A 12,249-nucleotide genomic window follows, 5' to 3' on the forward strand; every position below is an offset into this window, starting at 1 on the left:
ATCGACTCGCCGGCGTTGTGGGCGACCACCTGGCGGGCGCTGGCGTTCGCCGTGGTGTGCAGTTCGGTGACGTCGTCGCCGAACTTCCGCCACAGGGCGGCGCACTCGTTGAGCTTGTCCTCGTCTGCCGTCGGCCAGCGGTAGCCGAGCATCTCGAGAACCCATTCGAGCTCGTCCGGCAGCATCATCGACACAGCAGAAAGCACCCCCGTCAGCCGACCCGGCCGCACAACTCCCTCATAGGTCAAGGGACATCACACAGGAGTGCAGCCGTCCGCAAAGTTTACGGAATCACTCGCGGGCGACTTCGGACGTCGCTGTCACAAATCCGTTGCAGGTCCTACCGGTTGCTGCGACACACGCGACCGTCAACGGCGCGCATCGGCGAACCGCCCGCGGCCCGCCGCCCGCCCCCCCTCCTGCTGACGGCGGCCGGAAGGCCGGGGGGACACAGAGGGTCAGACCTTGGTGGAGCACAACGTGTCGGTCGGCCGGTCGGCCCCCCCAACCGGTACCGGTCAGACGAAGTAGCTGACCATGAAGGACACCCCGGCTCCCACGATCCCCACGCCGATCATCCCGAGCAGGACCGGACGCGTCACTCCCCGCCCCGCCGCCTCCCATGCCTCGTCGTACGAGACGCGGCTCGGGCCGAACGGCGCGTAACCCGTGGCCAGGCAGAACACGCCGAGCCCGGTGAGGACCCACCCGCCGAAGAAGGCCCCGAAGAAGCGCCAGGCGCGGTCCATTCCGCCCTGGACGTAGTCGCCGTTCCCCGAGGTGGCCGTCGTCGGCGCGTCCGTCTGCTGCACCGCCAGCCCGGTGCCCTGCGTGTACCGATGCCTGACCTGCACGGCCGCGGCCGCGTCCTTGCTCTTGCCGTCGTCGGACACGAAGGTGCCCTCGCAGCGGACGGGGCGGCGGTTCTTGTGGCTGCTCCGTGAGGCGTTGTTCGGGTAGCTCACCTCGCACTGCTTCACGGTCAGGGTGCCGTGCGTGCCGGCCCAACCCGCCAGGTACGCCCCCTCGTACGCCCCCCACCCGCTCAGGGCGAGGCCGGCGAGCAGGAAGACCAGACCGCCCCAGCGCCCGAGGCGGCCGAAGGCCCTGCCGACGAGACCGGCGGCCGGGGAGCGGTCGGTTCCTTTGTCCTTTCCCGTGCTGCGCGTCTGAGCCATGACGACGAAGTCCTTCTCCTCTTCGGCCGATTGGGGGGTCAGCATGGCATCCACCGGTTACGGGAGATACTTCGGGTGTCCGAGGAACGAGGGCAGCGAGGAGAAGCGGACATGGCCAGGCACCCCGAGAACTCACCGACCCCCTACGGCTCTTCGCAGGACCGCGGGGTGCTGGACGAGGCACTCGAACCGGAGCAGATTCGATCGCTGAACTCCGCTCTGCGCAAGCTGTCCGAGACCGACGGCGTCGGCAAGGACATGCAGGATGCGGCGAAGCGGTTGCTCTCCGGTCGGCTCGCCCTGCGCGACGCCCTGGACGACCCCGCCGTGGCGCGCGCCCTGGGCGGGGGCCTGGCCCCCCTGCGCGGTCAGTGGGAGTCGCTCTCCGAGGAGGAGCGCGAGCAGATCAGGCACGGTGAGCCGCTGACGAGCGGTGATCCGTCCGCGGCGCAGCCCGGGCCGAGGGGTGCGGTCGGCGAGGCCTCACGGTCGGGGAGGAAGAGCCAAGGGCGGCACAGCGGCGGGTTCTCGCTGTACTGATTCCGCAACGGCTGATCACTGGCGCTGTCTGCGGTACAGATCGATGGCCGCCGGGTTCGGGAAGTTGGGGACGGTGACGGTCTCCCCGGTCTCCTTGGAGACGACGATCTTGCTGCCGCCGGGAGGAGCGGGCTGAGGCCGCCCGGAGGCGTCGGTGGCCGGCGGGAACTCCGCGTACACCAGGTATCCGATGTCGAATTCCTCGACGTGCAGCCGGGCGGGCGTGCCGTCCGGCAGCCTGGGCTGTGCGTACCGGCTGCGGACGATGTCGAGGGCCTGCTCGGCGGTGGTCGGCGGCGCCGGGCTGTCCGATGTCACGGGTGCTCTCCTCGTTCTCTCAGTCGTCTCAGGTCTCTCAGCGAGGATCTCCGGAAGCCGCTCAGAACAACCCGTGCCACATCTGCTCGACGATCAGTGACCACCAGGTGCCGGCGTCGGCCAGTGCGGACGCGTCGACGGCCACCAGCTGCTCCTGCAGTGCCGCCACCTCCGCGCCCGCCGCGATCGGGTCAAGGCCCAGCATCCGCTGCCGTACGGTGGCCAGCAGCGCCAGGGAACGGGCGAAGGCGGCCGCCGAGACGTTCACGTAGCGGGCCTCGGCCGTGACCGGGTCCACGGCCCACAGGGCGCCGAGGCCGTCCGGCTCCGTCGTCCCGGGCACGCACTGCACCGCGATGACCGCGACACCGTCGAAGCCGATCCGGGCCAGATGGGCCAGGGCGCCGATCTTCTCCTCGCCCGCAGGGCTGCGGCGCTCGCGCAGGTTCGTGGCGACGTCGGTGAACAGGCCGCCGGCCGGAGCCGCGTCGGGCCGGTCCGCGCTGAAGAAGAGGGGAAGGTCGGCGGGGAGCCCCGCCCAGGTGAGCGTCGACTTGGTGGCGTCGGGCAGCGGGCTGGCGGCGACGTCGTCGGCGTCGTGGCGCCGTACGCCCTCCTGGCCGAAGACCTCCACGAGGCGGTGGCCGAGAGCCACGTCACGCATCGGCTCCGCGGGCGCGACCCGGGCGGGAACCGGGAGGCGGTGCGGGCGGGGCGGCGGCTCCTGGCCGGCGACCCGGTGCAGCATTTCGACCTGCTCGACCAGCGCCGCGACGCCCTCCGCGCGCTCCTCGGGACGGGCTCCGTAGGTCTGCGAGCAGGAGAGCTGGGCGTTGGGGAAGGAATTGAGGAGTTCGGCCGTGTAGCCGCCCGGGAGCAGGCTGGGGCGCAGGTCGGTGTGGACGGCGACGACATTGTCGACGGGTACGTTCATCCGCCGCAGCTCGGCCCAGCACTGGTACTCGGCGGGCGGCAGGCCCGGGCCCGAGTTGCGGAAGAGAGTGGTCTCCTCGCCGCCCGCCGGGTCGACGTAGGTGAAGACGGCGGTGTTGCCCGGGCCGGTGACCGGACGGGCACCTGCGGACGCGTTGACGCCCTGTACCGCCGCCTGCTCCTGGCTGGTCAAGGGGAGGCTCCTTCGAGATGGCTGGTCCCACGGGTGAGTGGGGTGTGACTACGGGTGGGGACGCGGTGTGGCTACGAGGCTAGCGCCGCGTCGGTCGGTTGGATGCGCAGGGCCTTCGCCCCGCGCTCGGTGGCCACGAGGAGGATTCCGTCCGGGGAGAGGTCGGCGGCGGTGAAGGGCGTGTCGGAGATCAACGCGGCCACGACCTCCTCCTTCGCCCGGTCCCAGACGCGCAGGTAGTCGGCGCCTCGGCTCAGCCCGAGCGGGGCGGATGTGCGCTCTTCCTCGGACGGACGCAGGATCTGTGCGGGATCGGTGCCGCCGAGGTCATCCGGTCGTACGAGGCCGCGGACCAGCACCGCGGAACTGCTCGCCTCCTCGGGCTCTCCGATCGGGCGCGCCCCGGGAGTGCCCGCGGGCACGGCGAGGACGGCGACAGCAGTGGCCGACCCGTCCGGACTCGGGAGGCTGCCGACGGTCACGGCACTCACACCGGCGACCGGCAGGCTCCACAGAGTCCGCCAGGGCAGCTGGAAGCCGAGCCGGTGCACGGCGCCGGCGAACTCGGGCAGGCCGTCCTCGACGAACGCGGTCTCCAGCAGGGCGGCGCGCAGCGCGGCAGGGGCCTGGGTGCGGGTCAGCAGGGGAGCGGTACGCAGGTACGTACGGGCCGGCGCACCGAGCGCCTCCACAGGAACGGCCTCGATGGCGGCGCGCAGCGGCACCGGGTCGGCGTGCACGAACAGCCCGGGGTCGGTGAGGAGTTGGGGCAGCAGGCCCGCTTCCAGCGTGTGACCCGCGATGTGGTCGCGCACGTAGGGGTCGGCCTTGCTCCAGTCCTGTTCGGGCACGGCCTCCAGCAGTGCCATCGCGATCTGGGACTGAGCGGCACGGACGTTGGGCAGGCCGGCGCGGATCTCGTCACCGATGGCCGGATGCAGCAGCCGGAGCAGCGTACGCCCGCCATCCCCCTCTCGTTCCTCCGGCTGCACGAACGGCGCGGCGAGCAGCATCCCGCCCGCGAGTGCCTGGCTCATGTCCTGCCCGGCGACCGCGCTCGCCAGCCGTTCCCACAGATGGACCGGAATGCCGTCGGCCTCGGCCAGGGCGAGCGGTGCCAGCATGAGCCGCAGGGTCCGCGGGTCGGCGCCGAGCCGTCGGGCGTGCAGGTCGAGGGCCTCGCCGACGGACGTCGGCAACCGGCTTTCATCGGCCGGGTCGAAGCCCTCGGGGGCCATCAGGGCGCAGTTGACCGCGAGTTGGACGACCAGCGGACTGGTCCCGGCCCGGCGCGCGACGGCCGCCGCCAGGGCGAGGCGGGCGGCGGGGTCGACGGTGAACGGCAGTTCCGGCGCCCCGAAGCCCGGATTCAGCGCCGCCTGGGCGTGCCGCACCAGGCCCTCGGGGTCGGCCCACTCCGGCTCGTCGAGATCGATGATCCGCACAACGCCTGGCGGCAGCCCCGCGGCCAGCTCGGCGGCCAACGAGTGAGGCACCTCCGCCAGGAGCCGTACCGTCTCGGTGGCGGCCAGCGGAGCGAGGACCTCCCGGACCAGCCGTGCGGGCTCGCCCGTGGCGCGCACCGGACCGGCGCGGTCGACGTCGGGTACGACGACGGTCACCGGCTCGTCGAGGGCGGCCAGCCCGGCGTACACGTCCTCGGTGCTGGTGGCGTTCAGTTCGTAGTGGTCGGCGAGCAGCCACAGGACCTGGGCCGCGGTCAGCCCGTCGGGGGCCGGCACCGCGGGGGCCGGCAGCTCGGGCGGCACCGTCGACGGATCCATCTCGTCCAGCGGCAGCCGCTTGCGGAAGTCCGGCTCGCACAGCATCAGGAACCCGGTGAGCAGCCGCGAACGGCCGCTGCCGGGGCTGCCGGTGAGTGCGACCACGCGTGCAGCTCCGGGCGTGGCCGCGCGCCATGCGGCGAGCGCGCGCAGCGCGGCGGTCCGGCCGCCTATGTGAGGGTGCGGTGCGTAGTCCTCGGTCGAGCCGGTCATGGGTCCCCGTCCTCCGCCATCGCGGACGCCTTCGCCTGCGACGTCGATCTTAGGCGCCGACGGCCGGGAGCGGTCGAGTCCGACTCCCCGGTCGTGAGCAGGCCCCCGGCGTCGCGCACCGGCTCGCGCCTCGGATGTTGTGGCTTACGGAAAGCGGCCATCAGGGGAAACGAGGTCCCAAGTGGCGTCCTCGAAATCGTAGGGGCCGAGCACGATGTCCCACACTTCGCCCTCCAACGCGGCAGGGTCGATCTGACTGCACCACTGCCGCAGGATTCTGCCGTGGTCCTGACGGTCGGACCGGCTGGGGTAAAAGGCCTTACGGTGCTCATCGAAGAGCCGCACCATGGTGAAGAACTGGGAGAGGCTGCTCCCGGCCAGAACGGTGTTCGGGCCACGAGTGGTGTCGCGCAGCACCCGGCCTGTCGCCCCGTCGAGCAACAGGCGCGAGTACATCCACACCCCGATGGGGAAGAGTGGACCCGCGCCACTGGGTGGCCTGTTCTGCGCCGTGCCGGGCCACGGAACCTCTCGCAAACCGCCTTTCGACGGCGAGTCCGTGGACAGATTCAGGAATCCGCGCACCACCGGCAAACCGATGTCAACCAGGAAGCGTCGCGCAGCTTGGTTCTCCACCCCGTCGGGAAGCTCCGATGCGGCCAGGCGATGACAGGCGCCTTCACCCAAGCCCGCCTCGAACCAGAGCCTGCTCGACGGTTCACCTCCCGCCGCGGCGCGCGCCTGGAGCGGTACCTCGGGCACCGCAAGCCTGGCATGTTCTTCCACCAGCGGTTCGGGCAGCCATGTCGCCGGGTTGGGGTCCAGGTCGGTACCGGGTGAAACCGCGAACAGGCCACCACTGCCGGCCAGAATCCACATGCCGTCGACAAAGACCCCGCTTGTGACACTTGCAGGCATGCGAGGCAGAGGCGGAGCGCCATCTTCTTCGACCCGCCAGCCCGAGGGAGAGTGCACCGCGAAGACCGCTGACTGGCCCTCCGGGGCTCGGTCCTCGAAGAGCCATTCGGCTTCGTCGAGAGACTCCTGGACGTGGACTTCCTCTCCGACGGGATTGCCGGTGGAAATCTCCCACTCACGCATGACGTATGAGAATTCAGGCAGTGCCGACTTGTCGGTGGTGGTGTCCCGCACCGTGACGACGCGCTGCCCGTGGGCCTCGTCCACCGCCAGGGCGATCTCGTCGACTCGCCCTACTTCCCCGTCGTACACGCCGAATACTCCGCTGGGGCGCCAGCGTGACCACGCTGTGCGCCATGGCAGTGCCACACCGCTGTCGACGAGTTGTCGGGCAAGTTCGGTTCGCCCGCTGCTCAGCGCAGCGTGGTGCAGCCAGGATACCCACTCGCCTTGACCGGCAGGTTGGATGCCTTGGGCCTCCAGAGAGCGAATATCGGCCGCAATGCTGCCGTGCGGTACGCCCTCGGGATAGGCGGTACCCAGTGCTTCCAACACGGAAGACGCTTCACAGTTTGCCAGGATCCATCCCTGTGAGAGCGTCTGTTCGAGGGAGCCGGCCAAAGCGGCATGAACGGGCAGCGTTTTCGCAGCATACTCGCCCACCTCTCCCGCTTCCGTCCATGGCCGCCCGGGATTCGACTCCCGGATATGCGTGATCAGCGATTCCGTGATCCGGTCCTGCTGTTCCGGGCGGGCGTCACCTTGTTGGCGCCGAAAGTGTCCTGTGAAAGGCCGACGGAATCCGACTCCTGGGTGCCCGGCCGCATCTTCCAGGACGGTCAACGCCTCTGGGTTATCTCTGGCGATCCTTAGAAGGTCGGCCTCGGTCGGTGGCTGCCTCGAGGGGAAGGCGGCCATGACGAGAAGGCGCCACACCGAAAGGTCAACTGCTGTGAGTTCAGAAAGGCTCAGGGCGTGGAAGGCCTGCACTGCTGCGGTGTCCACGCCCTGCAGCAACTCATGTCCACCGGCGGGTGCGCCGGGTCCTTGCAGGTAGATGCTGACACTGCCGTTCGGTGGGTCGCCAAGGATGCTGGGGTCCCACTCGAGAGCAATGCGAATGCGGGCCTTTGGTGCCCAGATCAGCTTTGATGCCAGCGAGCGAGCGATCCTCAACGGCTCTGACGACGTCACCAACGTGCCGGCCCACTGCACGTTGGACAGGAGTATTACATGCTCTCCCTCTACCGTTGTGCGCAGTATATCTTTGCGCCATCGTCGGCCAGAAGGTGCAAGGTCCCCCCCGAGTTCTGTCACGATTCGCCGCGCGACGGAGTCGGCTGTCAAGCCCGTGCAGTCGATGAGGATCGAGCCACTGATTTCCGCCGCAGCCTCTCTGACGAACTCGGACTTTCCCGATCCGGCGGTGCCCGCAATGAGAAGCAGGTTACTGCTCCTTTTTGGGGATGTCATCCATTCCTGGATTTTTTGCCAGTTTTCCGTGTTGATGACCACGGCGTGCCTCTCCTCCCTCTCGACCTCAAAATTCTATGTCACGAGAGGTGGCCACCGTATGCCAGATCGGTCCATATGTCGTGCAGTTTGTCCACGTATGCCTGTGACTGTTCACCCTGTGCGGCGACTGCGGCATCCTTCATTTCATTGACCTCAGCGCCATGACCCTCAGCGCGCAGCTCTGCCTCGTTCTCAATCTGCCCTCTTCGGAAGGGGGTCCCGTAGTAAATTTTGACGTCTTTCGGGAGATGCTTGCCCAGGAAAGAGGAACAGTCGGTCCCCAAGGCGGGGCCGCAGGGCTCGCGCTCTGTGTAGAAACTTACGAGTTGGATCCTTTGGTCTTCTGCTCGTTGGGTATTGATGGCGTTCACATAATCCAGGATGTGAGGTTCGGAGTGGACGCCTTCCGCCCAGTCTCGACCCATAGACAGTGAACTGTCCGAGACGTACGTGGTCTCTTGGGTTGCGGGATCGAAGATTTCAACGGTCGCATAGTTCCGCCGAGACCAGTCGCCCTTGTTCTCGAGCAGTGCCTTGAAATCCTCTGCGCCCAGTGCTTTCCGGAGTGCGGGGCGGTCTGGATTACCTATTGCTTGCCCGCTGTGGTAGAGAACGCCGGCCGAGGGTGTGCCCTTCTTTTTCATTCTTTGGGAAAGGCTCTCTCGTCCTTTCTCCTGTCGCTCTCTTTTCTCGGATCCCTCGTCGTGGTCGAGGGGGCGAACCGACGGGTCGTTCGGATTCTGCACGTTGGAGTCGAGTGCGCCTGCTCCGAGTTCTGCGTGGAACTTCAGGGAAAGGCGGCTGATGGCAGCTACCACTGCCCCTTGCTGGCCCTCCGCAAGATCACGGAACGGCGGTTCTCTCAAAGTGTCGATGAGGGTCTGTTTGTTAATTCCTTTGAGCTGCCCTGGGGGGCCGCATTGGCGTAGCAGATCGCGCAGTTGGTCCGTGTTGCCCCACTCGGAAAGGTCGCTGTAGAGACGATCGAGATCGACTGTGTGCACATCGTGGGTGCTGCGGAGGTCTGCCTGGGACTGCTCGGGAAGCATCCCGTGTTCTCGATGCTGATTTGTTTGCGCCAAAGGATCTTTTTGATGATCCGATACAGCGCCGGGTTCCGCAGGAGCTCGATGATCGTCGCGTACCGGGGTGGGTGGGGCGTGGTGGGGCGTGGTGTGCCGACCCGTTGGAGGAGCGTCGCCTGTAACCGGACGGTTCGCGCTGCCGCTGGTTGGATGGTCAGCCGAGGTGCTCGCGGACCGAAGGTTCGCGACAGGGGATTGCCGAGGAGTGCTCCGGTCGGCGGTCGGGTCGCCCGCCGCTGTGTGGGGCGCGTTGTTGGTGACGGTGGGGGTTTCAGCGTCACCGGCACGGTGGGTCGGTGAAGGTGCCTCGTGCTCAGCGGTCGAGTCGGTGGTACGGGGAGCGGCGGTGTGCGTCTCGTCGGTTCGGGTGCTGTGGTCCGATGCGAACGCGTCGCCCCTTTCACGGGCCGTACCTCGATCGCTTTCGTTGCTGTCTCGGCTTTCAGAACTGCTCCGCGTGGGGCTGGAAACCGGCGTCTCCATGGCGTCGGACGGATGCCGTGCTGAGCGCTCGTCGGGCTTCGTTCCGTCCGCGCGGGGCAGGCCCTGTTCGGCGTGAGCGGGGCCGTGAGCGGGGCTGTCAGCGGCGTGTGTCGGGTCCTGCCGGGCGAGGGATGGGCTGTTCGCGGTGTGGCCGTCGGTATCGGTGAGCGATGGCTTGCCCGCGGTCGGCGTGGTTTCCGGGTGGTCAGGGTTCTTGCCGGAGACGTCATCCGGGGTCCCGTCCGACACGTTCGGTTCGAGGGTCTTGTGGCCCTCGTCGCCCTGCGCGGAGTTGTCCGGCCCCTGGTGGGAAGCGTCCGTCCCTTCTTGGGGTTCGTCCGACTCGTGGTGGGTGGTGTCGGTGTCGGTTTGCGTGGGGTGGATGGGGTTGCGGTTGGCGTCCAGGGGGATGTGCCACACGCCGGTCGCACTGGGGATGTGGAGCGGTTGGTGGCTCACATCGCCGCTCTGGGTGTCGATCCAGAGGATTTGTCCGTGGTAGTTGACGGCGTTGAAGGCGTGGCCGCCTCCGCCGGGCCAGGAGACCTGGACGATGGCTGCGGCGCCGTGGCCGGCTTGCTGCAGGTCCCACGCGATGCGGGCGGGGGTGTGGGGGTCGCTGCCGGTGCCGGCGTAGATGTGCGAGGCGCCCGCCCATCGGATCTGGTTGGCGTTGGCGTTGTGCTCGGGGGACCAGGGGTCCGGGTTGCCGTGTTCGTCGACGTCGAGCGTGCGAGGGGCTGAGACCTGGGGGTTTCCGTACCAGGTCTCCAGGAAGGAGCGGGAGCAGTCGGCGCAGTTGTTGCTGCGCCCGGGGACGGTGTTGCCGCCGTCGTTCTGGAGTTGGGACCAGTGACCGAAGGGGTCCGGAAAGCGTTGCGGGGTGCCGTCGGGATTGTGCGGCACCGCGTTCACCAGCGCCTGCTGGTCGTCGGGGTGCGGTTCGGTCAGGCCACCCGGGTAGTGATCCAGGTCGTTGCGGATGTCGTTCAGGCTGTCCTGGTGCGGGTGCTGCTGAGGTGAGGCGCCGGGTTGGGTGTGCGGCGCGCCCGGGGACGGCGGTGTGGCGTGGCCCGCCTGCGACGGTGGTGAGGACGGCGCGTGGGGGACGGTGTGGATCGGGACCGGCGTCACCTGGTGGTGCTGGGAGTCGTGCGGTTTGTCCGTCCCGGCTTCCGGCGTCTTCGACCTGTCGTGCTGTGACGCCGGCTCCTGCGGGGCGTGCGGATGCGCAGGGGTGCCGGGTGCCGTGCCTGCTGGCGGGTTCGGCGGCCGGTTGGGGGTGGGGCGGGTGCCCGGCTGGGGCTGGGTCCCGGCCGCGCCGGACACAGTGGGGGTTTGAGTGGAACCGGGCCGTGTCGTCGAACCGGGCGGTGTCGAGGAGTTCGGGGTGTTGTTGCTCGGTGTCGACGTCCGTTCCGACGGTCCGCCGCCGGTTGAGGGGGAAGGGGAGGAGGTCTGGCTCGGGCCCGGGTTCGATGCCGGGTTCCGGTTCGGGCTCGTGCCCGGGTTTGAGTTCGTGCTCGGGCTTCGGCTCGTGGCCGGGTCCGAGTTCGGACTCGGGTTCTGACTTCGGGTGGGTGCGCGCGCGTTGGTCGCGTCCGAGGTGTTACGGGGTGTGGTGTGGTCGCCCGGCGTGGTGCCGGGTGTGTTGCGGGGGGTGGTGCGGTCGTCCTGGGTGTTGCGGGCGGTGGTGCGTTCCTCCGTGGTGTTGCGCGCAGTAGCGCGCTCGTCCGGAGCGGTGCGGGGTGTCGTCCGTTCGTCCGCGATGTTCCGGGGCGGAGTGCGGTCACCCGGTGTGGAGCCCGAGGTGCTGGGGGATGCCGTGCGTTCGTCCGGAGTGTTGCGGGACGGCGCGCGACCGTCCGGGGCGGTGCCAGGGGTGCGCTGTGTCGGTATGCGGCCGTCCGTCGCGCCGGGCGTGCGACCGTCGCCCGTACCCGGTATTCGGCCATCCCCCGTGGGCATCCGGCCGTCCGGCATCGAGGTGCGCGGTGTCCGCGGCGTCGACGAGGACGGCGTAGGGCTCGGAGCGGAGGCGGGGCCCGTTCCGGTCGATGACGGCGTGCTGGGCGTGGCGGAAGAACGATTCCTCGCCGGGTCGGGGGCCGAAGCGGTGCTGGTGGGGCTCGTTGCCGAGGAGGTCGTGCCCGGTGTGCTTGCGGTGGAGCGTGGGGTCGGACCGCTGTCCACAGTCGACGCAGGCGTGGGCGGGGTCGGCATGGCGGAGGTGCCGTCCGGCCGGCCGCCGGTTCCGCCAGGGGAGTGGTCGGTGGTGGTCGGTGCGGGTGCGGCGTGGGACTGAGTGGGGACACTGGCGGCCAGGCTGTCGATCGACGTGCCGATTCCGCCGCCGCTGCCGCCTTCCGCCGGGGATGCCGTACCGCTGGAGGAGGCGTGGCTGGGTGCGGCGTGCGGTGTCGGTGAGGAGATGCCGGACGGGGAAGAGCCGCCGCTGGTGCCGGTGGGGCCTGACGTGCTGGGAGCGTTGGGCGAGCCGGTGGCGTCCGGGGCGCTGTGTGATGGTGTGCCGGGGGAGGGGTCGTCGAAGTCCGACAGCGACGTCGTATGCCTCGGGGTCGGGATGTCCGAGGTGGAAGGGTTCTGCCCGGTCCCCGGGCCGGAGCCGTCGGAGTCGGGGCCCGCACCCAGGTCGGGTGTGCCGACGTGGGTGCCGCCGGTGTCGGCGGATATCCCGCCACCGATGTGCGTGCCGGCCGCCGTGTTCGTGTGGTCCGACGTCGAGGAGTCCGCCCCGGACCCTGAGCCGGAGTCGTTGGAGGACGTGGAAGAGGAGTCGGACGAAGAGCCGGACGAGGAATCCGGTGACGAATCGGACGAGGAGCGGGACGACGACTCCGACCCGGAATCGGATGACGACTCCGAGGAGGAGTCGGACGACCCGTCACCTCCGCCGTCCCCGTCCGCACCGTCGCCGTCCGACGTCCCCGACTCGTGGAATCCGTCGATGCGGCTGTCGATGGCGTGGTGGGCGCGGTGGCCGGCCTTCTCGCCCAGGCTGTCGCGCACGCCCTCGGCGAGGGTCTGCGGGGTCTGTTTGATGGCCTCCCAGGCGCTGTCGGTGCCCT

The 12,249-nt window shown here is 69.2% G+C and carries 9 protein-coding genes and 2 pseudogenes; 4 read left to right on the plus strand and 7 right to left on the minus strand.

The features are described 5' to 3' along the window. Positions 1-206 (minus strand): annotated as a pseudogene (locus SY2F82_RS38345) (PE-PGRS family protein); the annotation flags it as partial. A 312-nt stretch (positions 207-518) separates the two neighbouring features. Then, complete coding sequence (locus tag SY2F82_RS38350; RefSeq protein ID WP_200423714.1) at positions 519-1,223, minus strand: hypothetical protein; 705 nt, start codon at positions 1,221-1,223, stop codon at positions 519-521. Between the two features lie 66 nt (positions 1,224-1,289). On the opposite strand from SY2F82_RS38350, the gene SY2F82_RS38355 reads away from it, so the two are divergent. Next, positions 1,290-1,718 carry a hypothetical protein gene (locus SY2F82_RS38355; protein WP_200423715.1) on the plus strand — a complete coding sequence of 143 codons (429 nt, stop codon included), beginning with the start codon at positions 1,290-1,292 and terminating at the stop codon, positions 1,716-1,718. Positions 1,719-1,733: 15 nt separating this feature from the next. On the opposite strand, the gene SY2F82_RS38360 is transcribed toward SY2F82_RS38355, so the two are convergent. From SY2F82_RS38360 to SY2F82_RS38380, 5 genes are all read right to left on the minus strand, one after another. Further along, positions 1,734-2,036, minus strand: a complete 303-nt coding sequence (locus SY2F82_RS38360) for a hypothetical protein (RefSeq protein WP_200423716.1) — start codon at positions 2,034-2,036, stop codon at positions 1,734-1,736. A 61-nt stretch (positions 2,037-2,097) separates the two neighbouring features. Next, positions 2,098-3,162: an SUKH-4 family immunity protein gene (locus SY2F82_RS38365; RefSeq protein ID WP_200423717.1), complete on the minus strand. Its 1,065-nt coding sequence runs from the start codon at positions 3,160-3,162 to the stop codon at positions 2,098-2,100. A gap of 71 nt (positions 3,163-3,233) precedes the next feature. Next, positions 3,234-5,159, minus strand: coding sequence for an ATP-binding protein (locus SY2F82_RS38370; protein ID WP_200423718.1), 1,926 nt, complete (start codon positions 5,157-5,159; stop codon positions 3,234-3,236). A 144-nt stretch (positions 5,160-5,303) separates the two neighbouring features. Beyond that, on the minus strand, positions 5,304-7,592 hold the full coding sequence (locus SY2F82_RS38375; RefSeq protein WP_200423719.1) for an SUKH-4 family immunity protein: 2,289 nt from the start codon (positions 7,590-7,592) through the stop codon (positions 5,304-5,306). 38 nt (positions 7,593-7,630) lie between these two features. Continuing rightward, positions 7,631-10,294, minus strand: coding sequence for a toxin glutamine deamidase domain-containing protein (locus SY2F82_RS38380; protein WP_200423720.1), 2,664 nt, complete (start codon positions 10,292-10,294; stop codon positions 7,631-7,633). A 208-nt stretch (positions 10,295-10,502) separates the two neighbouring features. Between SY2F82_RS38380 and SY2F82_RS38385 the strand changes: the two genes are divergently transcribed. The 3 genes and pseudogenes from SY2F82_RS38385 to SY2F82_RS38395 form a co-directional block, all read left to right on the plus strand. Further along, positions 10,503-10,730, plus strand: a complete 228-nt coding sequence (locus SY2F82_RS38385; RefSeq protein WP_200423721.1) for a hypothetical protein — start codon at positions 10,503-10,505, stop codon at positions 10,728-10,730. 390 nt (positions 10,731-11,120) lie between these two features. After that, a complete protein-coding gene (locus SY2F82_RS38390) occupies positions 11,121-11,465 on the plus strand; it encodes a hypothetical protein (RefSeq protein ID WP_200423722.1) in 345 nt (114 codons plus the stop codon). Further along, positions 11,466-12,249 (plus strand): annotated as a pseudogene (locus SY2F82_RS38395) (hypothetical protein); the annotation flags it as partial.

The organism is Streptomyces sp. Y2F8-2, assembly GCF_014905555.1.
Lineage (GTDB): Bacteria > Actinomycetota > Actinomycetes > Streptomycetales > Streptomycetaceae > Streptomyces > Streptomyces cynarae.

What these genes read in the sequence shown, in the direction of transcription:
- SY2F82_RS38355 (WP_200423715.1), top strand. Translation starts at nt 1,290, where the DNA reads ATGGCCAGGCACCCCGAGAACTCACCGACCCCCTACGGCTCTTCGCAG.
- SY2F82_RS38350 (WP_200423714.1), bottom strand. Translation starts at nt 1,223, where the DNA reads ATGCTGACCCCCCAATCGGCCGAAGAGGAGAAGGACTTCGTCGTCATG.
- SY2F82_RS38370 (WP_200423718.1), bottom strand. Translation starts at nt 5,159, where the DNA reads ATGACCGGCTCGACCGAGGACTACGCACCGCACCCTCACATAGGCGGC.